This is a genomic window from Streptacidiphilus melanogenes, assembly GCF_000787835.1.
In the GTDB taxonomy this organism is placed as follows: Bacteria; Actinomycetota; Actinomycetes; order Streptomycetales; family Streptomycetaceae; genus Streptacidiphilus; species Streptacidiphilus melanogenes.
In genome coordinates this window covers 111,386-132,573 of record NZ_BBPP01000010.1, presented here as the reverse complement: position 1 = coordinate 132,573, position 21,188 = coordinate 111,386, and the positions used below count along the sequence as shown (strand labels likewise).

Annotated in this window: 23 protein-coding genes and 1 pseudogene; 13 read left to right on the top strand and 11 right to left on the bottom strand. The window is 73.6% G+C overall.

Annotated elements, in window-relative coordinates:
- The first annotated feature begins 71 nt into the window (after positions 1-71).
- On the top strand, positions 72-179 hold the full coding sequence (locus TR49_RS45520) for an LPXTG cell wall anchor domain-containing protein (protein WP_268874081.1): 108 nt from the start codon (positions 72-74) through the stop codon (positions 177-179).
- 52 nt (positions 180-231) lie between these two features.
- On the opposite strand, the gene TR49_RS14130 is transcribed toward TR49_RS45520, so the two are convergent.
- A complete protein-coding gene (locus TR49_RS14130; RefSeq protein WP_042381717.1) occupies positions 232-444 on the bottom strand; it encodes a DUF5703 family protein in 213 nt (70 codons plus the stop codon).
- A gap of 213 nt (positions 445-657) precedes the next feature.
- On the opposite strand from TR49_RS14130, the gene TR49_RS14125 reads away from it, so the two are divergent.
- Complete coding sequence (locus tag TR49_RS14125) at positions 658-1,245, top strand: hypothetical protein (RefSeq protein ID WP_042381496.1); 588 nt, start codon at positions 658-660, stop codon at positions 1,243-1,245.
- 113 nt (positions 1,246-1,358) lie between these two features.
- A complete protein-coding gene (locus TR49_RS14120) occupies positions 1,359-1,559 on the top strand; it encodes a hypothetical protein (RefSeq protein ID WP_042381493.1) in 201 nt (66 codons plus the stop codon).
- Between the two features lie 22 nt (positions 1,560-1,581).
- Here the strand turns inward: TR49_RS14120 and TR49_RS44820 are convergent, their stop codons facing one another.
- Both TR49_RS44820 and TR49_RS14110 read right to left on the bottom strand, forming a co-directional pair.
- Entirely contained in the window at positions 1,582-3,873 is a 2,292-nt protein-coding gene (locus TR49_RS44820; RefSeq protein ID WP_052434287.1) for an ATP-binding domain-containing protein, read from the bottom strand.
- A gap of 99 nt (positions 3,874-3,972) precedes the next feature.
- Complete coding sequence (locus TR49_RS14110) at positions 3,973-4,956, bottom strand: aldo/keto reductase (protein ID WP_042381492.1); 984 nt, start codon at positions 4,954-4,956, stop codon at positions 3,973-3,975.
- 244 nt (positions 4,957-5,200) lie between these two features.
- Between TR49_RS14110 and TR49_RS14105 the strand changes: the two genes are divergently transcribed.
- Positions 5,201-6,262: an LLM class F420-dependent oxidoreductase gene (locus tag TR49_RS14105; protein ID WP_042381490.1), complete on the top strand. Its 1,062-nt coding sequence runs from the start codon at positions 5,201-5,203 to the stop codon at positions 6,260-6,262.
- Positions 6,263-6,866: 604 nt separating this feature from the next.
- Here TR49_RS14105 and TR49_RS42735 read toward each other — a convergent pair.
- The 3 genes from TR49_RS42735 to TR49_RS14090 form a co-directional block, all read right to left on the bottom strand.
- Positions 6,867-7,094, bottom strand: a complete 228-nt coding sequence (locus tag TR49_RS42735; protein ID WP_152627253.1) for a hypothetical protein — start codon at positions 7,092-7,094, stop codon at positions 6,867-6,869.
- 80 nt (positions 7,095-7,174) lie between these two features.
- A complete protein-coding gene (locus TR49_RS14095; RefSeq protein ID WP_084724886.1) occupies positions 7,175-7,783 on the bottom strand; it encodes a DUF6879 family protein in 609 nt (202 codons plus the stop codon).
- A gap of 114 nt (positions 7,784-7,897) precedes the next feature.
- Positions 7,898-9,409, bottom strand: coding sequence for an FAD-dependent monooxygenase (locus TR49_RS14090; protein ID WP_042381486.1), 1,512 nt, complete (start codon positions 9,407-9,409; stop codon positions 7,898-7,900).
- A 54-nt stretch (positions 9,410-9,463) separates the two neighbouring features.
- Here TR49_RS14090 and TR49_RS14085 point away from each other — a divergent pair, with 54 nt between their 5' ends.
- Positions 9,464-10,144 carry a TetR/AcrR family transcriptional regulator gene (locus TR49_RS14085; protein ID WP_174501577.1) on the top strand — a complete coding sequence of 227 codons (681 nt, stop codon included), beginning with the start codon at positions 9,464-9,466 and terminating at the stop codon, positions 10,142-10,144.
- Between the two features lie 16 nt (positions 10,145-10,160).
- On the opposite strand, the gene TR49_RS14080 is transcribed toward TR49_RS14085, so the two are convergent.
- Positions 10,161-10,721, bottom strand: coding sequence for a DinB family protein (locus TR49_RS14080; protein ID WP_042381481.1), 561 nt, complete (start codon positions 10,719-10,721; stop codon positions 10,161-10,163).
- Between the two features lie 70 nt (positions 10,722-10,791).
- Here TR49_RS14080 and TR49_RS14075 point away from each other — a divergent pair, with 70 nt between their 5' ends.
- From TR49_RS14075 to TR49_RS14060, 4 genes are all read left to right on the top strand, one after another.
- Positions 10,792-11,508: a histidine phosphatase family protein gene (locus TR49_RS14075; RefSeq protein WP_042381479.1), complete on the top strand. Its 717-nt coding sequence runs from the start codon at positions 10,792-10,794 to the stop codon at positions 11,506-11,508.
- A gap of 98 nt (positions 11,509-11,606) precedes the next feature.
- The gene (locus tag TR49_RS14070; protein WP_042381477.1) at positions 11,607-12,173 is read left to right on the top strand and encodes a DUF3090 domain-containing protein; all 567 of its coding nucleotides are present in this window, start codon (positions 11,607-11,609) and stop codon (positions 12,171-12,173) included.
- 95 nt (positions 12,174-12,268) lie between these two features.
- Positions 12,269-13,084 carry an SCO1664 family protein gene (locus tag TR49_RS14065; RefSeq protein ID WP_052434295.1) on the top strand — a complete coding sequence of 272 codons (816 nt, stop codon included), beginning with the start codon at positions 12,269-12,271 and terminating at the stop codon, positions 13,082-13,084.
- Positions 13,085-13,219: 135 nt separating this feature from the next.
- Positions 13,220-13,957, top strand: coding sequence for a DUF6585 family protein (locus tag TR49_RS14060; protein WP_042381474.1), 738 nt, complete (start codon positions 13,220-13,222; stop codon positions 13,955-13,957).
- 24 nt (positions 13,958-13,981) lie between these two features.
- On the opposite strand, the gene TR49_RS14055 is transcribed toward TR49_RS14060, so the two are convergent.
- A complete protein-coding gene (locus tag TR49_RS14055) occupies positions 13,982-14,710 on the bottom strand; it encodes a type 1 glutamine amidotransferase (protein WP_052434286.1) in 729 nt (242 codons plus the stop codon).
- Positions 14,711-14,954: 244 nt separating this feature from the next.
- Here TR49_RS14055 and mshC point away from each other — a divergent pair, with 244 nt between their 5' ends.
- Positions 14,955-16,181, top strand: a complete 1,227-nt coding sequence (gene mshC, locus TR49_RS14050; RefSeq protein WP_042381468.1) for a cysteine--1-D-myo-inosityl 2-amino-2-deoxy-alpha-D-glucopyranoside ligase — start codon at positions 14,955-14,957, stop codon at positions 16,179-16,181.
- A gap of 201 nt (positions 16,182-16,382) precedes the next feature.
- Here the strand turns inward: mshC and TR49_RS14045 are convergent, their stop codons facing one another.
- A complete protein-coding gene (locus tag TR49_RS14045; RefSeq protein WP_042381466.1) occupies positions 16,383-17,570 on the bottom strand; it encodes a glycosyltransferase in 1,188 nt (395 codons plus the stop codon).
- Between the two features lie 120 nt (positions 17,571-17,690).
- Here TR49_RS14045 and TR49_RS14040 point away from each other — a divergent pair, with 120 nt between their 5' ends.
- Complete coding sequence (locus TR49_RS14040) at positions 17,691-18,446, top strand: formylglycine-generating enzyme family protein (RefSeq protein ID WP_042381464.1); 756 nt, start codon at positions 17,691-17,693, stop codon at positions 18,444-18,446.
- Positions 18,447-18,620: 174 nt separating this feature from the next.
- Complete coding sequence (locus TR49_RS14035; protein ID WP_042381463.1) at positions 18,621-19,379, top strand: glutamate racemase; 759 nt, start codon at positions 18,621-18,623, stop codon at positions 19,377-19,379.
- 13 nt (positions 19,380-19,392) lie between these two features.
- Here TR49_RS14035 and TR49_RS14030 read toward each other — a convergent pair whose 3' ends face one another.
- Entirely contained in the window at positions 19,393-19,848 is a 456-nt protein-coding gene (locus TR49_RS14030) for a DUF4345 domain-containing protein (protein WP_042381711.1), read from the bottom strand.
- A 97-nt stretch (positions 19,849-19,945) separates the two neighbouring features.
- Between TR49_RS14030 and TR49_RS14025 the strand changes: the two genes are divergently transcribed.
- Positions 19,946-20,557: a TetR/AcrR family transcriptional regulator gene (locus TR49_RS14025; RefSeq protein WP_042381461.1), complete on the top strand. Its 612-nt coding sequence runs from the start codon at positions 19,946-19,948 to the stop codon at positions 20,555-20,557.
- 28 nt (positions 20,558-20,585) lie between these two features.
- On the opposite strand, the pseudogene TR49_RS14020 reads toward TR49_RS14025, so the two are convergent.
- Positions 20,586-21,188: pseudogene (locus tag TR49_RS14020) on the bottom strand (hypothetical protein); the annotation flags it as partial.

Genomic DNA, 21,188 nt, shown 5'->3' with positions numbered 1-21,188 from the left:
GCAACGGCGGAAACAGGGGGGCCCAGCAGCCCCCGCCGCCGCAGAACGTCTCCTCGCCGGGTACCGGCCACCTGGCCGAGACCGGTGGCGGCGAAGAAGCCATGATCATGGGGGCCGCGGGCGTCCTGGTGACGGCCGGCGGCGCGCTGCTCTACCGCCGCACGCGGCGCGGGGCGTAGCAGGGCCTGGGCGGCCCCGGTCGGCTGAGGCCGGCTCCTGGTCGTCCAGGACCTAGTCGTCGAGGAAGCTGCTGAGCGGGCTGCGCACCTGGCGGATGATCCGCCGCTTCAGTGTGATCTTGCGTCGCCCGTCCGGGTACAGGCGGAGGCGGTCGAGCTCCCAGTGACCGTACTCCGCCTGCTCGGTCAGCAGCGCGCGCGCCTCGTTCCGCGAGACGGTGCGCGGCAGCAGCAACGAGCGGAACTCGTACTCGGGCTGCCGCACGATCTTGCGCGGCGGCTTGCTCAGAGATGGGGTCAAGTCACTTCCTCCCGCGGGCCGACAGAGGACAAGCGTACGACCGGGATCGGCCCGGCTCCAGAAAGGCTGCCCAGGGCGGCGTTCCGGCAACCGACGCGGAAGGTTCCCGTGATCGGATTACTACGACCCGGATAACACCCGTGCGCAGAGCACCCGCGACCGACTAGCGTGCGTGCCATGTCTGATGTCGCGCGTCCCACGGAAGCTCAGATCGCCCAGGTACGCATTGCCGCGGAGGCCGTCAAGGCCGCGATCGACGCGCATCTCGCCGCGGTGGAGGGGAGAGCGGGCGTGGGGGACCCCCGGGTCGCCGGCGCGTACGAGACCCTCGCCGACGCCGCGGAGGTCTACGACGACCTGCTGGACCGCGTCCACGACGAGTTCACCCCCTTCGAGGTCCCCCGCCCCGGCGGCAACGGCCTGCTCGACCGCATCGAGCCCGAGGCGGTCTCCGTCCTGATCCGCCGCGACTACACCGTCACCGACCCGGGCCTGCTGCGCGAGACCGTCGGCGGCACCACTGTCGCGGCGTCGCTGCGCGCGCTCTTCGGCGACTACGAGCCCGACCGTGTGGCCCACCACGCGGCCGAGTTCGGCCTGGAGGAGGGCGACTCCACGCTCTGGGTCGTCGCGAGCGAGCCGGTGGCAGAGCCGGGCGAGTGGCTTGCCGAACCGTTCGACGTCGCGGACGAGGACCTGCTGATCTGCCGCTTCGACGTCATCGAGGACTACGACGACGAGCTGGAGCCCGCCGACCCCAGCTGAGGCGCGCGCCTGCGTCTTCTCCTCCAACGTGTCTCTTCGCGCAGAGCCTCGACAGCACCGTCGGCGCGGCGCTGCGCGACGGGCTCGCACCGGATGCGCGCGGCGCGGCGGAGGTGGTCGACCGCCTGCTCGACGACCCCGGCCCCGAGCGCCGCGCAGCGGTCCGTGCCCGGCTGCGGGCCCAGCTCGACGCGGGCGTCGACGACCGGCTCGAGCGCTACCGACGGCTGCTGGCCGTCATGCAGGGTCAGCAGCCGCCGACGTCCCGGGTGGCGGCGTACACCTGGCTGGCCGAGGCCCTCGAACCGCGCTGACGTCCGCGGACCCCGCCGTCGGTCACTCGCCGACCAGGATGGCGCGCAGGCGCGTGGTGCGGGGACGGGCCACCTGGGCGGCCACGTTCTGCTGGAGGGCGGCCGGGGCCATCCCGCTGACCAGGGACAGGTGTCGTTCCGCGCGACCGCACGCGGTGTAGAGCCACTGACGGGTCAGCTCCGGGCCCGCTTCGGGCGTGGCCACGACGACAACGCCGGGCCAGCGGCGTCCCGCGGCCTGGTGCGCCGTCAGCGCCCAGCCATGGCGGAGTTCGCCGATGCGCTCACGCGCGACGACCGCGGTCTCGTCGCCGAAGGCGATCTCCAGACCCTCCGGCACCGCGCGACGGACCACGCCCTCGCGCAGCGCGCTGGGCGAGGGTGCGTGGACGACGGCGTCGCCCGCGTCGAAGCCGCCGAACTGGCCCGGGCCAGGGTTCAGTCGGGCCTTCAGCGCCGTGTTGAGCGCGCGCGTGCCGGCCGGCCCCGCGTGGACCGGCGTCAGCACCCGGACCTGCTCGGCCGGGATGCCGAGCGCCCGCGGGATCGAGTCGCCGACCAGCTGCACGGCCCGGTGCACCGCCTCGGCCCCGTCCCGGGCCTGGACCAGCACGACCTCCTTGTCGGGGGAGCCGACGGGCTCGAACTCGCCGATGCCGATGCCCGAGACGAGCTCGCCGATCGGCCCGAAGTCCGGCTGCCGCGAGGCCACGACCGGGCCGGGCCTGGCCGCCAGCAGATCGGCGAACACCCGCCCCGGACCGGGCGACCACAGATCCCCCGGATCCCCGCTGAACACCAGCCGCGCGCCGTCGGCCAGCGACTCGACGAGCGTCGCGGCCAGCTCGATGTCGAGCGAGGGGGCGTCGCAGACGATCAGCAGATCGAGCGCGAGCGTGCCGTCCCCGTCCCGAGGTGTCGTCGCGAGCACCTGCGCCAGCGGCAGCGCGCCGGCCTCCTCGGGCCGCATGCTGTGGCCCGCATCGTCGGCACCGAGGGCCGACGTGGCGGAAGTCGCCGTGTCGGCGGGCTCTCCCGTGGTGCCCACGCCGCCGTTCAGCCGGGAGGCGCTGTCGGCGTGCGCTGCCGCGAGGGTGGCGCGCAGGCCGAGCTCGCGCGCGGCGCGCAGCAGCGCGACCGGCTCGTTCCGTGCGGTCTCCCCGCCGGTGTGCAGCACCAGCGGCGCGTCCGCGACGGCGCGGATCAGCGCGGCGGCGGAGGAGTTGGGCGCGCTCGCCACGACCTCCTCCCACCCGGGGCGCCGGGCGTCGGCGCCGCCGACGCGGGCACTGTCACTGGCTGCCTCGGCGTGAGGCCCCCCGGCGGCGTGCGCGTCGCCCCGCGCTCCGTCCGCACCCGCAGGGCCGTCCGCCCCGGGCTCGCCGCCGTCGGCGTCCGTGGCGTGCGCGTCGCCCCGGCCTTCGGCCGTGCCCAAGGGGTTGTCCGCCTCGGGCCCGTCGCCGTCGCCACGCGCCTCCGGCGCGCCGCGTCGGCCTTCGGCTGTGCCCGCAGGGCCGTCCGCCCCGGGCTCGCCGCCGTCGGCGTCGGTGGCGTGCGCGTCGCCCCGGGCTTCGGCCGTGCCCGCTGGGCCGTCCGTCCCGAGCTCGTCCGCCGCCGCGAACTCGCCATCCGCGGTGGCGTCCTCACCCGCGCCGAAGGCGGCCTCGCGCGACTCTGCGGACCACTGCTCGCCGCCCGGCGCGGCGTCGCGGCCGGGGAAGGTGGAGACGAGGCGGACGAGGCCGTCCGCCAGGCTCTCCTCGGCCAGGGCGAGACGGTCGAGGGCGAGCAGGACGCGGCCGACCGGGCCGTCCTCGGACTCGTCCTCGTCGTCGCCCTCCTCCTGGAAGGTCATGACGTGCCCGTCCGTCACGACCGCGAGCAGGGCGTCATCGGGATCGGGCACGCCCTCGCGGGCGAGGCCCGCGCGGATCTCGGCGAGGTCGACGGCCGTGTGGCCGTGCAGTGCCGCGCGCTCCAGGAGCCACTGGACCAGCGCGCCCGCGCGCCGCGCGTCGCCCGGCGCGGCATCCGCGCCCAGCAGCCCGCGGGCGAAGGCGTCCGCGTTGGACGGCTGCACGCCGGGGACGCCGAGGACGGCCCACGGGTCCTCTCGCAGCAGCTCCGCCGCACGTTCGCCGAGGCTGGCCACCACCGCGCCCGCGAGCGCCGCGGGCGCGCCGCCCTCACCCAGAACGGCCGCCGTGTCGGCCAGCGCGTCGCGCGCCTGCGCGTCGACGTCCTGCGCCCGGCCGTCCGCCGCGCGGATCGCCTCGGCGAGCTGCTCGGTGACCATGGCTGCGCTGTCGGTCATCGGTGCTGACCCTTCGGGTGGGGACTGTTCCTTACCCGGGAAACGCTATCGGTCCGCACTGACACCACCGCGCACCGCTTGTCCGCACCGCTTACCGACTCAGTACAGCGCCGTCCAGTGCTGGTCCGGGTAGACGTGCACCGGCGCGGAGATGTCGTCGAGCGCGGCGCGGATCTCCGTGGGCAGGACCAGCCGCTCGACCTGGAGCGCGGCCTGGAGCTGCGAGGCCGTGCGAGCGCCGAGGACCGGCGCGGTCACGCCCGCGCGGTCGCGCACCCACGCCAGGGCGACCTGCATGGGCGTCGTCGCCAGCCCGTCGGCGGCGGTCGTCACGGCGTCGACGATCCGCCGCCCGCGCTCGTCGAGGTACGGCTGCACGAACGCGCCGAAGGAGGGGGACGCGCCGCGCGAGTCCGGCGGGGTGCCGTGCCGGTACTTGCCGGTCAGCACGCCGCGGCCGAGCGGGGAGGAGGCCAGCACCCCGATGCCCGCGTCCAGCGCGGCGGGCAGCACCTCGCGCTCTATCCCCCGCTGCAGCAGCGAGTACTCCATCTGCGTCCCGGCGAGCGCGGTCCGGCCGGGGACGGCGCGCTGCCAGGTCGCGGCCTTGGCCAGCTGCCAGCCGCAGTAGTTGCTGACGCCCGCGTAGCGGGCCCGACCGCTGGAGACGGCGAGGTCGAGCGCCTGGAGCGTCTCCTCCATCGGGGTGTCCTCGTCGAACGCGTGGACCTGCCAGAGGTCCACGTAGTCGGTGCCGAGGCGGTTGAGCGAGGCGTCGAGCGCCTGGAGCAGGTGGCCGCGCGAGCCGTCGAAGCGGCGGTCCCGGTCCGGGACGCTGCCGGCCTTGGTGGCGATCACCAGCTCGGCCCGGGGGACCAGACTCTCGGTCAGCTGCCCGAGAAGGTACTCGGCGGCGCCGTCGGCGTAGACGTCGGCGGTGTCGACGAGCGTGCCGCCCGCATCGACGAAGGCCTTGAGCTGGTCGGCGGCCTCGTGTTCGTCCACGTCCCGGCCCCAGGTCATGGTGCCCAGTCCGAGGCGGGACACGCGCAGGCCGGTACGGCCCAGATGACGCTGCTGCACGGGAGGCTGCCTTCTGTCTGTCGTCCGTGATGGCGGTGGGGAGATGCGGTGGACGCGGGGCGAGCCTACGCGGATCGACCTGCCCCCGGGGGCATCGGGGATCACCCGCTCGGCGGCGTGTCCCGACGTGTGAGCGCCCCCACGCTTGCTACTTGCCAGTAGTCCCGTGCCGACCCGCGGACTAGAGTCGGCCCAGGCGCCCATCAAGGCAGCGCCGACGGCCCGCTCGTCAGGAGGCAACAGCGTGCGACTCGGGATCAACCTCGGTTACTGGGGGCTCGGCAACGACGCCGACAACATCGCCGTCGCGCAGGAGGCAGACCGCCTCGGCTACTCGGTCTGCTGGGCGGCGGAGGCCTACGGCTCCGACGCCGCGACCGTGCTGGCCTACGTGGCGGCCAAGACCGAGCGGATCGACGTCGGCTCGGCGATCTTCCAGATCCCGGCCCGTACGCCCACGATGACGGCGATGACCGCGGCCACCCTGGACACCCTTTCCGGCGGCCGCTTCCGCCTCGGCCTCGGCGTCTCCGGTCCGCAGGTCTCCGAGGGCTGGTACGGCGTCAAGTTCGACAAGCCGCTGGCCCGCACCCGCGAGTACGTGGAGATCATCCGCAAGGCCATGGCCCGCGAGCGGGTCACCCACGACGGCGCCAACTGGACCCTTCCGCTGCCGGGCGGCCCGGGCAAGGCCCTGAAGCTGACGATCCACCCCGTCCGCGAGCACATCCCGCTCTACATCGCCGCCATCGGCCCGAAGAACCTGGAGCTGACCGGCGAGATCGCCGACGGCTGGCTCGGCATCTTCTTCGCCCCGGAGCAGGCCGAGCTCTCCCTCGCCTCCGTCCGCACGGGCCGGGAGAAGGCGGGCCTGACCCTGGACGGCTTCGACGTCGCCCCCAACGTCCCGATCGCGGTCGCCGCCAGCGACGGCGAGGCGGACCTCGCCGCGGCGGCGGACATCTTCCGCCACTACACCGCGCTCTACGTGGGCGGCATGGGCAGCAAGGAGCAGAACTTCTACAACCGCATCGCCTGCCGCATGGGCTACGAGGAGGCGGCGGAGGAGATCCAGAAGCTCTACCTCTCCGGCGACAAGGCCGCCGCCGCGGCCGCCGTCCCGCAGCAGCTCATCGACTCCACCACCCTCGTCGGCACCCGCGACCGCATCGCCGACCGCCTCCAGGCCTACGCGGCCGCCGGCGTCACCACCGTCAACCTCTCCCCGGGCGGCTTCACCCTCGACGAGCGCATCCTCGCCCTGCGCACCGCCGTCGAGGCCCTCGACCAGGCCGGCCTGGCCTAGCACGCAGTCGCTGAAGCGTCCGCAGCCGCCGAGGGGTTGCGGACGCGGCTGCCGGGCATCGGATCTCTCCAAGAGCCTCACCATGCCCCCACGCCCTGTCCTCGGGAGGTGCTTACGGTGATCCAGTGCGAGATTCTGTTCGAGATCCCTGGATGCCGCTCGTGGACTACTGCGCTTCGTGCCGTCGGCACGTCAACGGAGCTCTGTCGTGTCCGGGCTGCGGCACCTACTTCCTGACCGACTCCCGCTCCGCGGGGAACAGCGAGCCGGCGACCGCGATACCCGATGAGCCGGCGCCGGTCTCCGCGGCCGTCGGCGGGCGCGCCGCGCGGCGACGGAACCTGGCACAGCTGAAGAAGCACAAGCGCAGGGCCGCCACCGCGACCGTCTTCGCGCTGTTCGGCGGAGGCCTGACGCTTGCGGCCCTGCCGGACAACGCGCCCCCCGGGCACCCGAACGCGGCTACGGCGCCGCAGACAGTGGATCCGGTCGGCACTCCGTCAAGTGCCGCCGGCCCCACACCGGCGCATCCCGTGGCCACCTCGACACAGCAGCAGTCGGTGTCGGCGTCGACGCAGGCCACCACGGACCGGCAGCCCGTCGCTCAGGGTCGTTCCGTTGCGGCCTCGAGTACGCAGGCGGTCGCTCCGGCGGGTACCCAAGCCGGGACTCGGCAGGCCTCGGTCCGCCCTGCCGCTCCGCGCGCGCCGCGCACCACCCCCACCGCGCCGCCGTCCACCGCCGCCACCCCGACGTCGACCCCCACGACCGCCACCACGCAGCCGAGCTCCAGCACGAGTTCGCCCGCCACCAGCTCCACGACCCCACCCACCCTCTGCTTGCTGGGACTGGTCTGCGTCAGCTGACCACGTCGGCCTTGCTGTTGGGCGTGCCCGTGGTGCGGGCCCGGTTTCACCCGCAGGGCGGGGTGGGGCCGGCGACTGCGCGGGGGAAGTAGCTGCGGAGCGGTTCGCCGGATGTGTGCAGGCGCTGGACCAGGGTGCGTGCGGCGCGGACGAGCGGGGTGTCGGTGTAGCGGGTCGCTCCGGCGGGCGTGCCGTCGCCGGTGTGGTGGACGTCGTACACCGCCTCGTCGCCGAGGACGACGAGGTCCGGGAGATCTGGGGCCTGGGCGGTGGTGAGCACCCGGACGTTCTCGCCGTAGTGGTCCTTGGCGTGCAGGATGTGCAGCTCCCACTGCACGTATGGGCTGAGCGGCTCCGTGACCACGCGGACCCGGTGGTGCCCGATGCCGGCGGCGACGAGCTGCGCGCGGTCGCGCTCGAACTCGGGCCGCAGGTCGTCGATCAGCTTCAGGGCGCCGGTCCAGTCGCCCTCTCGGAACGCCTCCCAGCTCGGGAACCCGTGCTCCTGGTAGTCCTGGCGGCACTCCAGCTTCCAGAAGCCGTCCGTCCCGATGCGCCGGAACCGCTCCTCGAAGTCCGCCGTGTACGGCTCGGGGCCGAGCCGTTGGCCCGGGGTCCTGGCGAACAGGTCACGCAGAGCGTGGAGTTCGAACATGGGCTGGTGTCCGCCTTCCTCGGGACCGGCACGGTGCGGCAGGCGCCCCGAACCTGCTCCCGACCGACCGCGGGCAAACCCCTGCACGACCGCTGAAGCCCCGTCCCTCCGGCGCTACTTGGCGATGCAGTCCGTGATCGCGGCGCGAAGCTCGTCCACGTCCACGTCCGCGGTGGCGTTGGCTGTCGCCCAGCAGACATAGCCGTCCGGACGGACGGCAAGGGCGGAGGCGCCCAGGCCCTCCGCGCAGGCGGCGCGCACGAGGTCGATGCCGGGCGGGAGCCGGAGGTCGGACGGGAGCGCTCCGGTGAGGTCGAGGAGGACCGCGTGGCCGGAGGCGAAGAGCGCGGACAGGCGCGTGGTCCCGGTGGCGGTGTGCAGCTCGGCGTCGGGGAGACGGTGGCCGGTGAGCGGGTGGTCGCCCGGAAGCGGGTAGTGCAGGGAGAGGCCGGACATCAGGCCGGCGATGTGACGGTTGGCGTCGGGCAGGCGCAGCAGGTCGACGACGATGTCGCGCAGCGCGGCCACGTCCTTGGTGGGGTGCGGGTCCGCGAGGACGCGCTGGGCCGAGGTGTGGTGGATGACCTGCGCGCCGACCGGGTGGCGTTCGGTGTGGTAGCTGTCCAGGAGACCCTGCGCGGCACGGCCCTGAAGCGTGGCGGCCAGCTTCCAGCCGAGGTTGAACGCGTCCTGGAGGCCGAGGTTCAGGCCCTGCCCGCCCAGCGGCGGGTGGATGTGGGCGGCGTCCCCGGCGAACAGGACGCGGCCCGCCCGGTACTGCTCCAACTGCCGGGTGGCGTCGCTGAACCGTGACGCGTTGGCGACCGCGCCCAGGGTGGTCTCCGGGCCGTAGACGGCCTCCAGGGCGGCGGCGATCTCGTCGTGCGTGACGGGCGCGTCGCGGTCGAATTCCGTCAGGGCCGTCTCGTCGGCGGGGCCGGTGCGTCCGAAGGTCAGGCGGTAACGGTCGTCGCCGAGCGGCGCCGTCATGGCCCAGTAGCCGCCGGCCTGGCGGGTGAGCGTGCTCATGTGGCCCAGCTGCTGTGGGACCAGCGGCGACACGGACGTGAGCTGGATGTCGGCGAGCACCGCCTGGTGGGTCCCCGGGCGGCCGGGGAACGGCAGCCCGAGCAGCTTCCGCACGGTGCTGTGGCCGCCGTCGCAGGCCACCAGGTAGCGGGCGCGCACCTGCAGGCCGTCTGCCGTCACGACCACGCCGTCCTCGTCCGCCGCGACGCCGGTGACACCGGCGTCGCGCAGCACGCGAGCGCCGCCCTTGACCGCCCGCTCTTCGAGCACCTCCTCGATCTCCCACTGCGGGATCGCGATCGGGAACGGGTGCCGGGTCTGCCAGGGTGTGCAGTCCAGCGGGACGGGGAGGGCCGCGAAGTGACCACCCACAGGCTCGCGCGAGGTCGCCCGGGACAGCAGCGGTTCCAGCAGGCCGCGCAGCTCCAGCAGCTCGGCGGTGCGGGGCTGGATACCGCCGCCCTTCACCTGCCGGCTGCGCTCGGCGAGCTTCTCCAGCACCAGCGTCTCGACCCCGGCCAACGCCAGTTCGCTCGCCACCATCAGCCCGGTCGGCCCCGCGCCCGCGACGACGACCTCGGTCTCCAACTCCGTCATGCCCTCACTCCTTCGCCTGACTATCCCCGGAGTAAAAGTATACCAAGTGCAGAAATGCTCTCGGGGGAGCCGGCTGTTACCGTGGAGATCGTGGACGAGAGCAAGCCGGGGCTGCGGGAACGGAAGAAGCAGCGGACGCACGCGGCGATCTCCGACGCCGCGATCGGGCTCTTCCTCGAGCACGGCTTCGACCAGGTGTCGGTGGCTCGGGTGGCCGAGGCGGCTGAGGTGTCCAAGCGCACCCTCTTCGCCTACTTCCCGACCAAGGAAGACCTGGTGGTCCATCGCCTCGCGGACCACGAGACCGAACTCGCGCGCGTCGTGCGGGCCCGTGAGCCCGGCACGGACCCGCTGGCCGCGGTGCGCGAGCACTTCCTCCACGGACTGCGCGAGCGGGACCCGATCAGCGGGCTCAACGACCACCCCCAGGTGCTGCGGCTCACCCGGATGATCCTCGACTCGCCCTCGCTGGTGGCCCGGATGGAGACCTTCAAGTCCGGCGCGGAACGCTCACTCGCGCGGGCCCTGCGGGAGACCGCGGACACACCGGAACTCACGGCGCGCCTGGCCGCCGTGCAGATCGTCGCGGTGCAGTGGGCGCTGTCGCAGGACAACGCCCACCGGATGGCGGACGGGGAGTCGGCCGACGCACGCTACGCCGGCGCGGAGGCCGACGCGGAACATGCGTTCGCGCTGCTGGAAGGTGGCCTGGGGCGGCTGACGCCGCCTCAGTGAGGCGGCGGCGAGCCGCTCAGACGGACGTCTCCGGCGCGGTCCCGGTCGGCTCGGCGGTCGCGGCGTCGGCGGCCGGGGAGCGGTCGTGGTCGCCCGTCATGCCGTCGAGGAGCTCGCGGAGGATGTCCACGTGCCCGGCGTGGCGAGCGGTCTCCTCGATCATGTGGACCAGGACCCAGCGCATCGAGACCTCGGCACCGGACCAGGAGGTGCCCGTGGCGTCCAGATCCGTCGAGACGATGACGGCGTTGGCCGCCGCGCAGGCACGGTCGTAGAAGGCGAGGAGGTCGGCCGTCGTCTCGCCCGGCTCGACGCGCAGGTCGGCGTCGGTGTCGTCGTCGTCGAAGGGCAGCGGCTCGCTCTTCGCCCCGAAGGTCTCGCAGAACCAGCCGTACTCCACCGCGGCCAGGTGCTTGACCAGGCCGAGAAGCGACGTGCCGGACGGCACGAGCTGCCGGCGCAGCTGCTCGTCGTCCAGGCCCTCGAGCTTCCAGCGCACGGCGGTGCGGTGGCGCTCCATGCTGTGGAGCAGGATCTCCTTCTCCGTCCCCGTGTGGGGCGACTTCGTTGTCGTCATGTCCGTGAACGTAGCAGCGGGCACTGACAGGCCGGCACTGACCGGACCCGGCTGTTTTAGGCTGGGCAGCATGCCGACTCTGCTGCTGGTCCGACATGGCCGATCCACCGCGAACTCCTCCGGGATCCTCGCCGGGTGGAGCCCCGGCGTCGCCCTGGACGAACACGGCGAGCAGCAGGCCAAGGCGCTGGCCGAGCGGCTGGCCGGGCTTCCCGTGGCGACGGTGGTCAGCAGCCCGCTGGACCGCTGCCGGCAGACCCTCGCGCCACTGCTCACGGCCCGGCCGGAGCTGACGATGCGGCTGGACGAGCGTCTGGGGGAGTGCCGCTACGGCGACTGGACCGGCCGCCCGCTGGCCGAGCTGGCCAAGGAGCCGCTGTGGGCCACGGTGCAGGCGCAGCCGTCCGCTGCGACCTTCCCCGGCCCCGAGGGCGAGTCGCTGCGCGAGCTCAGCCGTCGCGCCGTGGAGAGCGTGCGCGAGTGGGACGCCGAGGTCGCCCGGGAGCACGGGCCGGACGCCGTCTGGCTGGCCTGCAGCCACGGCGACGTGATCAAGGCCATCGTCGCGGACGCGCTCGGCCTGCACCTGGACCTCTTCCAGCGCATCTCGGTCGAGCCCGCCTCCGTCACCGCGCTGCGCTACACCGCCACCCGGCCCTACCTGCTGCGGCTCGGCGACACGGGCGAGCTCGGCGGCCTCGCGCCGCGTCCGCGCCCCGCCGAGGGGGAGGACGGCGCGGGCGGCGGCGACGACGCAGTGGTGGGCGGCGACACCGGAACCCGGTGACCAGTGGGTAGGGTGGAATAGATCGATCGCGAGATCGTTTCGGTATCACCAGGACTCGACCAGACAGTCGCCCCCTCCGATTCCGTGGAGCAGACATCGTGCCCCGCCAGGTGTTCTTCTACGACCCCCCCGAGCGCTTCGTGGCCGGCACGGTCGGCGAGCCGGGCCACCGCGCCTTCTACCTGCAGGCCAGTGCCCGCGGCCGGATCACCACCGTGCTGCTCGAGAAGGGCCAGGTCGCCGCGCTGGCGGAGCGGGTCGAGGAGCTGCTCGACGAGGTCGTGCGCCGCTCGGGCGGCAGCACGACCGTGCCGGCCCTGGCTCCGCCGGAGATGATGGACTCCGCCCCGCTGGACTCCCCCGTCGAGGAGGAGTTCCGGGTCGGCACCATGGCGCTGGCCTGGGACGAAACGGTGCAGCTGCTGGTCGTCGAGGCGCAGGAGGTCGTCGAGGGGGAGGACGAGGCCGACGAGCCCACCCTCTTCGAGGACGAGGAGGAGGGCCCCTCGCTGCTGCGGGTGCGCCTGAACGGCGCGATGGCCCGCGTCTTCGCCAAGCGCGCGCTGGATCTGGTCGCGGCCGGCCGGCCGCCGTGCCCGTTCTGCAGTCTGCCGCTCGATCCGGAGGGCCATGTGTGCCCGCGTCAGAACGGTTACCGGCGCTGAACGCGGACGGCCCGGCGCCGAGCCCGGAGCCGGTCGGCGTGCCGCAGGCCGACCCGGCCGCGTGCGCGGCCCTCGCGGCCGACCCGGACCGGGCGCTGGCCCTGCTGCGCGACGGCGAGCTGACGGTGCATGGGCGGATCACCGACGCCTCCAACGCGGCTTTCTACTGCACCGTCTCGGCCCCGGAAACCGACGGGGCAGCCGGCGGGAGAGACGGTGTGCCGGGCGGTGACAGTGCCGTCTGCGTCTACAAGCCGGTGCGCGGCGAGCGCCCGCTGTGGGACTTCCCCGACGGCACGCTCGCGGGCCGCGAGACCGCGGCCTACCTGGTCTCCGCCGCGATGGGCTGGGGCTTGGTCCCGCCGACGGCGCTGCGCGAAGGGCCGTTCGGCGAGGGCATGTGCCAGATATGGGTCGAGCCCGACCCGGAGGCGCCGGAGCTGCTGAGCCTGCAGCCGGGGGAGGAGCCGGAGCCCGGTTGGCGCGCCATCGGCCTCGCCGAGGTCGAGCCCGGCCGCACCGCGCTGTTCGTCCACGCCGACGACGAACGCCTGCGCCGCCTCGCCGTCCTGGACGCGGTCCTCAACAACGGGGACCGCAAGGGCGGCCACCTGCTGACGGCGGCGGACGGCCGCCTCTACGGCATCGACCACGGCGTCACCTTCGCCGTCCCCGGGAAGCTGCGCACGCTGCTCTGGGGCTGGGCGGGCGAGCCGCTGGCCCCCGAGGCGACGGAGGCCCTGGGCCGTCTGCGTGTGGAGTTGGACGGCGCACTCGGCGCGGCGCTTGCACCGCTGCTGACTGCGGCGGAGATCGCCGCGGCCGGGGCCCGGGTGGACGACCTGCTGAAGGAGGGCCACCACCCTTACCCCTCCGCGGACTGGCCGGCCGTGCCCTGGCCGCCGATCTGAGCCGTTTTCGGCTTTCGGTTCGCCGCCCCGGACAGGAGGATCGCGGCAAAACGCTCGCCGCGGTGGCGGCCTCAGGGCGCGGTCCGGCATAGTGTCGCCGCCCGCAACGGCCGCGCTCTGCCCGAGGAAGCCTCCATGACCGTTCCCTACGCCCCCACCGCTCCCCAGGGGCTCGTCGTCGACGAGTCGGAGCTCGGCCCCGGCGTCTTCACCTACTGGGCCAAGCGATGGGGCACGGGGCGGCAGTTCGTCATGTGGTTCATGATCGTCGCGCTGTTCGCCTCGGTCGTCCTGAGCCCGATCGCGATCTTCTTCCTGGTGATGGTCCTGCGGCTCCCCAACCACTCGAAGAAGGCCGCCGCCAAGCGCGTCGACCTGCACCAGCGCGGCGTCGTCGTGTACGACGTGAACGGTCCCGTCGCGGTCCACCGCTTCGCGACGCTGACGGCCCACCAGAGGATCACCGAGAGCTACTACAACGGCGTCAGGACCAACACGCAGTACCTGCTCACCCTGACCGAGCCGGACGGCCGCAGCACCAAGCTGACGCAGTTCTACGACAACATCCAGCACCTCATCCAGACGGTCCAGCAGGGCGTCGTCGAGGCGCAGCTCCCGCGGGTCCTCGCCGCCGCCCAGGCCGGCTACCCGGTCCCGTTCGGGCCCTTCACGGTCACCCAGCAGGGTCTCGTGTGCGGCACCAAGGGGACCGTCACCTGGCCGCTGCTCGACCGCATCACCGTCGGTCAGGGCTCGGTGCGCGTCATGGTCCACGGCCGCCGCACCGCGCTGGCGGCCAAGCCGATCGCCCAGATCCCCAACTACGGGCTGTTCCTCGCCCTGGTCAGCAACCTCCGCGCGGCGCAGCGCTGATCCCGGCAGTGGGGAGCGGGGGCGTCAGCGGCGTGTCGCGCTCGCGTGGGCGCGGATGACGCCGCCCCAGGCGTGGGACGTCGACGTCCAGACCGAACGGAGCTGCGGCTCGGCCGTGTGGAGGGAGGCGAGGGCGGCGTCGGGGTCGGCGCCGGCCTCGCGGGCCGCCGGGCCGTCGGAGGCGACCCACGGGACGACGTCGGCGGCGAGGACCTCCGGATGGAACTGGACGCCCCAGGCCGTGGCGCCGAGACGGAAGGCCTGGTGGCGGCAGTCGTCGCCGGTGAGCAGGGGCGTCGCACCCGGCGGGAGCTCGGCGATCTCGTCCCAGTGCCACTGGGCCGCCCGCGCGCCGTCAGGGACGGCCCCGAGGACGGGGTCGTCCGTCGCGGCCGGGAGCCGGCGCAGGGGCACCGCGCCCAGCTCCGGTGGCCCGCTGCGGCGCACGACCCGGCCGCCCAGGCAGGAGGCCGCGATCTGGGCGCCGAGGCAGATGCCGAGGAACGGCACGCCACGTCCGACCGCCTCGCGGATCAGGGTCCGCACGGCCGGGAGCCACGGCGCGGCCGCGTCGTCCTCACAGTTGGGCGCGCCGCCGAGCACCAGCAGGGCGTCGTGACCGACCAGCGAGGACGGGAGCGGAAGCCCCGCCCACGGATGCCTCAGGTCGAGGCGGAGGCCGTCGGCCTCCAGCGCGGCACCGACGAGACCCGGGCCGGTGCCGTCCTCGTGCTGGACCACCAGGATGTCCACAGCGCTCCTGACTCGACCGAAACCTACTGAAACTGATCGAACTCTTGCCAAACCCGACGGAGCCCTCACCGAACCCGATGGGCCGATGAGCTGCTGATCGACTTCCCCGGCGTGGCGCTTCCCATGCCTGCGGGCCGGCGGGGGCCGCAATGGTACGGCTTGGGGGGATTTCGGCGGTGACCTCGGCCGATTGACCGAGAAGGTCGTTAGCGGATCGAATGATCAGCCGGTTAGAGTCGAGGCTATGCATGCCTGGCCCGCTTCCGAGGTGCCCCTGCTACCAGGCAAGGGGCAGCCTCTGCGCATCCACGACACCGCGTCGGGCGAGCTGCAGACCACGACCCCCGGGCCGACCGCTCGGCTCTACGTCTGCGGCATCACCCCCTACGACGCCACCCATCTCGGCCACGCGGCCACGTACAACGCCTTCGACCTGGTGCAGCGCATCTGGTTGGACGCGGGCCACCAGATCGTGTACGTGCAGAACGTCACCGACATCGACGACCCGCTGCTGGAGCGGGCCGTCGCCACCGGCGAGGACTGGGTGGCACTGGCGGAGCGTGAGACCGCGCTCTTCCGCGAGGACATGACGGCGCTTCGGATGCTGCCCCCGGCCCACTACGTCGGCGCGGTCGAGTCGATCCCGCTGATCGTGCCGATGGTCCAGGACCTGCTGGCCAAGGGCGCCGCCTACGAGCTGGACGGCGACGTCTACTTCTCGATCGCCTCCGACAAGCGCTTCGGCGAGGTTTCCGGCTACGACGCCGAGACCATGCTCCGCTACTTCGGCGAGCGCGGCGGCGACCCGGACCGTCCGGGCAAGAAGAACCGTCTCGACCCGCTGCTGTGGCTGGCGCAGCGCCCCGGCGAGCCTGCCTGGGAGACCGAGCTCGGCCACGGCCGTCCCGGCTGGCACATCGAGTGCGTGGCGATCGCGCTGCAGCACATCGGGATGGGCTTCGACATCCAGGGCGGCGGCAGCGACCTGGTCTTCCCGCACCACGAGATGGGCGCCTCGCACGCCCAGGTGCACACCGACTCCCACCCCTACGCCAGGCACTACGTGCACGCGGGCATGGTCGCCCTCGACGGCGAGAAGATGTCGAAGTCGCGTGGCAACCTCGTCTTCGTCTCTGCGCTGCGGCGCGACGGGGTCGATCCGGCCGCGATCCGGCTCGCGCTGCTGAACCACCACTACCGCAGCGACTGGGAGTGGACCGACGCCGACCTGACCGGCGCGCAGGAGCGGCTGGCGCGCTGGCGCGCGGCGGTCTCCCGTCCGGACGGCCCGGACGCGACCGCGCTGCTGGCCGAGGTCCGCGCCGCGCTCACCGAGGACCTCGACTCCCCGCGCGCGCTCGCGGCGGTCGACGCCTGGGCGGCGAAGCAGGAGACCGAGGGCGGCGAGGACACCGGCGCGCCGGGCCTCGTCTCCCGCCTGGTCGACGCGCTGATGGGCGTCGCCCTGTAGCTGCACAGGCCAGGAGGCGAAGCCTCCAGGGGGGCGGGGCTGCCGACAGGCGGCTCCGCCCCCGGCCTTGGGCCGGGCGGTGCCCCCGGACGTGGGCGCGGGCCACCACGCTGTGAGTGGCCTGCGCGTTCGGGGAGACATCGCCCGCGTGGCTTGTCGCGCCCACGCGGCGGAGCCGCCTCTCGGCGGAGCCCCGCGCCCCTAGCGTTCTGCCACGTCCCTGAGTGCACTGGCTTTCTCCGGCGCCGGGTACGTCCGGCCCTTCCAGGCCGCGCCGCGGCCGCGCCAGTGCTGGACCGCCGAGTCGACGGTCATCAGCAGGTAGAGCCCGGCCGTGAAGGGCAGCAGCAGCGCCTCGCGGGTGGGGCGGCCGTAGTAGGCGAGCATCGGGCGGTAGGTCAGCGTCATCAGCGCCCACGCCGCGAGCGCGGGCAGCGCGACGAGCGGTCGCAGGGTCACCGCCCCGACGACCGTCAGGGCGGGCGGGACCAGGTAGACGAGCGTCAGCCCCAGGACCGTGCCGGCCAGTAGGAACACGTTGTGCCGCAGCTGCGCGTACGCGCTGCGGGAGACCATCCGCCACAGCTGTCCGAGCTCCGGGTAGGGGCGGACGCTGTCGACGCGGTCCGCCAGGCCGAGCCAGGTGCGGCCGCCGCCGCGCTTCACCAGCCGGGCCAGGTTCACGTCGTCGATCACCGCGCCCCGGATCGCGGCCACGCCGCCCGCGCGGGCGAGGGCCTCTCGGCGCACCAGTGTGCAGCCGCCCGCCGCGGCGGCCGTCCGCGAGCCGGGCTTGTTGCTCCAGCGGAACGGATAGAGCTGGGCGAAGAAGTAGACGAAGGCCGGCACGATCAGCTGCTCCCAGCGGGTGCGGACGCTGAGCCGCGCCATCTGCGAGACCAGGTCGTAGCGCGCTCCGCTCTCGGCGGAGGCGACGAGGCCCTCCAACGAGTCGGGCTCGTGCGCGATGTCGGCGTCGGTCAGCAGCAGGTACTCGACGTCCCCGGCCAGCTCGACGCCGTGCCGCAGCGCCCAGAGCTTGCCGGTCCACCCGGCCGGCGGTTCGCCCGGCGAGGTCACCGTCAGCGGCAGCGCGCCGGGCGCCTCGCCGAGCCTGCGGGCGAGGTCGCCGGTGCCGTCGGTGCTGCCGTCGTCGACCAGGATCACCCGGGCCTCGCCCGCGTAGCGCTGGGCGAGCAGCGACGGGAGGCTCAGCGGCAGTACCTCCGCCTCGTCGCGGGCCGGGACGACGACGGCCACGGAGGGCCGCGCCCCGTCCGCGTCACGGGGCGGCAGCCGTACGTCGGTGCGCCAGAATCCGCCCTGGCAGAAGGTCAGCCAGAGCCAGGCGAGCAGGGACAGGCACGCGATCAAGGTCAGCACCGTCACGCGCGCGAGTATGCCACTCGGCTCGGACGGCGAGCGACAGCCGACGGGCGGGCGCGGCGCCCTGGTACGCGTTGGGGACACGATCAGCTCCGTGCCGTCGAGCTGTTAGGGTCCGCTGCCATGTGGAGCGAAGCGATCGTGGCGGGGCGCCCGGCATGGCGGCATGCGGCATCGGGTGTGGAGTTCCGGGAGGTGCCCGGTGGCACGTTCCTCATGGGACTGTCGGATGCCGAACTGGACGCGGTGCGCGCCATCGAGAGCAGCGGAGGGGTCGAGGACACCGTCGAGCCGTTCTTCGCCGGCGCGGGGGACGCCCGGCCGGTACGGAAGGTGCGAGTCGAACCGTTCCTGATCGCCCGCCATCCGCTGACCGTCGCCCAGGTCCGCCACTGGCTGCCCGACTACCAGGACGACTACGCCGGGAACGACTCCGGCACGGCCCGACTCGAGGACGAGCTGGAGGATCTGCTGGAGGCGCTGCCGTTCCGGCTGCCCAGCGAGGCCGAGTGGGAGTACGCGGCACGGGCCGGCACCACGACGCTGACCTTCCGCGGTGACCACAAGCCCGGCGAGGAGCAACTGCTCGACCACTTCGGCGACCCGGCGCGGACGGCCGCAGCGGAGAACGCGTACGGACTGGCGGCGATGGGTTCGGCGAACGAGATCTGCGCCGACGTCTGGATCCCCGGCTTCGTGGACGCTCCGGCCGACGGCCGTCCGCGCGTGGGCGACGGGCCCCGGGCGGTGCGCGGTGGCGCGTCCGACGTCCACCCCTGGCAGGGGTGTGACGAGTGGGTGCTCCTGCTGTCCGCCATCCGGTACGAGCACAGCGGATTCACCGCCGTCCGGCCGGTCGCACCGCTTCCCTCTCGCTGAGGGCCGGCCGCAGGCGATCCTGAGGGCTGCAGGCGTGGGCGAGGGCCGCTCCCTGCGGGGTAGCGCCGTCCCTCAGGGCTCTGCCGCATAGACTTGCGTCCGTTGGTGTCCGGCAGAGCGCTTCCGATGGCTTTCCGCTGGCCAGAGGCAAGCTACGGAGGTGCAGCGAGAGCTGTGAAGATCGCACTGATGGACTCCGGAATCGGCCTGCTCCCCGCCGCTGCCGCTCTGCGCGCGCTGCGTCCCGACGCGGACCTCGTGCTGTCCCAGGACCCCGACGGAATGCCCTGGGGTCCTCGCACGACCGAGGACATCACCGCGCACGCCCTGGCCGTGGCCCGCGCCGCCGCCGAGCAGAAGCCGGACGCGCTCGTCGTGGCCTGCAACACCGCGTCCGTCCACGCCCTCGACGCGATCCGCGCGGAGCTGGAGCCGGACATCCCCGTGATCGGTACCGTGCCCGCGATCAAGCCCGCCGCCGCGGACGGCGGGGCGGTCGCGATCTGGGCCACCCCGGCCACCACCGGCAGCGCCTACCAGCGCGGTCTGATCCGCGACTTCGCGGCCGGCGCGGACGTCTCCGAGATCCCGTGCCCCGGGCTGGCCGACGCGGTCGAGTACGCGCGACCGGAGGAGATCGCCGCGATCGTCGCCACGGCGGCGGCGCAGACGCCTCCCGGCACCCGGGCGCTCGTGCTCGGCTGCACGCACTACGAGCTGCTCGCCGCCGAGATCAGTGCGGCACTCGCGGAGACCTGCCCGGAGCTGCGGCTCTTCGGCTCCGCCCGCGCCGTCGTCGAGCAGGCCCTGCGCCGGGCCCGTCCCTTGCGCGAGGCCGGCGAGGGCACCCTCACCGTCCTGCGCAGCGGCCGCGAGGAGTCCCTGCCCGCCGCGGCCCTCGCCTACCCCGAAGGCCGCGCCCTGCAGGGCTGAACGGCTGCTGACCTCAGGAGCGGACCTCGGGGGCGGCGGAGGCCGTGGCCTCCCGTCCCCGAGGGGCGTCGGTGGCGGCCAGTGCTGCCTTCGTGGCGCGTTCGTCGGCCGGGGCCAGCCAGAAGTAGACCGGGGGCAGGCCAAGTTCGATCACCGAGAGGGCGATCTGGAACCACTGCGGCCAGCCGTGCAGGGCGAGGGAGAGCAGGCGGCCGACGCCGCCGAGGAGGAAGACGGCGGCGAGCCAGCGGACCGCCGAAGCCGGGACCGGGTGCTGGCGGCCGGCCCAGAGCCAGGCCAGGCCGTAGCCGGCAAAGCTCGCGCCCATGAAGCGGCCCCAGCTGTCGACGGTCGTGCCGGCGTGCTCGGCGCCGGGGATCGCCGCGTTTCCGGCGACGACGTGGAACAGCCCGATGGCCACGCAGGACCACCCCATGAGCTGGACGAGTACGCGGAGAGTTCTGGCCATGGCGCTCACCCCGTGATCGCTTAGTTGACGCGTGTCTACTAGCTCTTGGTCCAGAGTAGGCCGACCTAGTAGACACGTGTCAAGTAAGCTGGGTCGCGTGCCACCACCCCGCAAGCGCCTCAGTCCGGCCGAGCGGCGCGCCCAGTTGCTCGCCGTGGGTGCACGGCTCTTCGCCGAGCGCCCCTACGAGGAGGTGCTGATGGAGGAGGTCGCCCAGCAGGGCGGGGTGTCCCGGGCGCTGCTCTACCGTCACTTCCCCAGCAAGCACGCGCTCTTCGCCGCGGTGTACCAGGAGGCGGCCGACAGCCTGCTCGCCCGGACGCGGATCGATCCGGCCGACTCGCTCCTCGAACAGCTCGTCCAGGGGATGGACGTGCACCTCGACTACTTCGTCGCCAACCGCAACGCCGTGCTGACCGCGAACCGGGTGCTCGCCGGCGATCCGGTGATCCAGGCGATCATGACGGGCGAGCTGGACGCGCTGCGCACGCGCCTGCTCGCCGTCCTCCCGCTCGCCGACGAGCACGGCCGGGAGGCGGTCTCGAGCGTGCTGCGCAGTTGGCTGGTCTTCGTCCAGGTCCTGGTCGTCGACTGGCTCACCGAGCCGACCTGCACCCGCGAGCAGCTGCGGGACGTCTGCGTCGGCGCGGCCCTCGGCGCCCTGGGCCCGCTGCTGCCCGCCGCGGCGTTCCAGGACCAGGACGCCTGAGCGGGTGCCTGACTGACGGGCTCTCGGATCAGCCCGCCGCGTCGAGCGAGATGGACGAACTCCTCACGGCCAGGTCGACGCGGTGGTCGGCGACGGGAATCTGGCAACCGTAGGTCTCGCTGCACGCGGCGTAGCTGACCAGGGCCACCGCCTCGCCCTGCCCGCTGCGCCGGATCGGGAGGGTCGCGGTCAGCGGCCCGTCCGGGTAGACCTCCAGCGGTTGGGCCACTCCCGGCAGCCTCAGCGGGCGCAGGGGCGCGGTGGTCGTCAGCCGCCCTGTGGCAGCCAGCGCGCCGCGCAGGCCGACCGCGGTCGGCCGGCCCACGCCGTCCACCCCGCCGGGCGGGAGGGTGATGCTGTACAGGTGGTACGTCGGCTTCAGCGGCGTGAAGCGGACCGAGAGGGTGCCGCTGTCGCCGTCCCAGCTGACGACGGTCAAGGACACGTCCACCCCGCCCGCGCTGAAGTGCGCGGTCGGCGGCGACGGAGACCCGGTCGGCCCTGGCGCCGTCGATGTGCCGGAGCCGCCAGCGCATCCGGTCAGCGCCAGAGCGGCGGCCGCAGCGACCGACGCGGCGGTCGTTGCGGCACGCCTGCTCCCGGTCATCCCGGTCATGCCGCCCACTGGGTC

Bases quoted from the DNA above. Each gene is read 5' to 3' on its own strand.
- TR49_RS14125 (WP_042381496.1), top strand. From the start codon at position 658: ATGTCTGATGTCGCGCGTCCCACGGAAGCTCAGATCGCCCAGGTACGC.
- TR49_RS44820 (WP_052434287.1), bottom strand. From the start codon at position 3,873: ATGACCGACAGCGCAGCCATGGTCACCGAGCAGCTCGCCGAGGCGATC.
- TR49_RS14095 (WP_084724886.1), bottom strand. From the start codon at position 7,783: ATGTTCGAACTCCACGCTCTGCGTGACCTGTTCGCCAGGACCCCGGGC.
- TR49_RS14090 (WP_042381486.1), bottom strand. From the start codon at position 9,409: ATGACGGAGTTGGAGACCGAGGTCGTCGTCGCGGGCGCGGGGCCGACC.
- TR49_RS14085 (WP_174501577.1), top strand. From the start codon at position 9,464: ATGCTCTCGGGGGAGCCGGCTGTTACCGTGGAGATCGTGGACGAGAGC.
- TR49_RS14080 (WP_042381481.1), bottom strand. From the start codon at position 10,721: ATGACGACAACGAAGTCGCCCCACACGGGGACGGAGAAGGAGATCCTG.
- TR49_RS14075 (WP_042381479.1), top strand. From the start codon at position 10,792: ATGCCGACTCTGCTGCTGGTCCGACATGGCCGATCCACCGCGAACTCC.
- TR49_RS14060 (WP_042381474.1), top strand. From the start codon at position 13,220: ATGACCGTTCCCTACGCCCCCACCGCTCCCCAGGGGCTCGTCGTCGAC.
- mshC (WP_042381468.1), top strand. From the start codon at position 14,955: ATGCATGCCTGGCCCGCTTCCGAGGTGCCCCTGCTACCAGGCAAGGGG.
- TR49_RS14040 (WP_042381464.1), top strand. From the start codon at position 17,691: ATGTGGAGCGAAGCGATCGTGGCGGGGCGCCCGGCATGGCGGCATGCG.
- TR49_RS14030 (WP_042381711.1), bottom strand. From the start codon at position 19,848: ATGGCCAGAACTCTCCGCGTACTCGTCCAGCTCATGGGGTGGTCCTGC.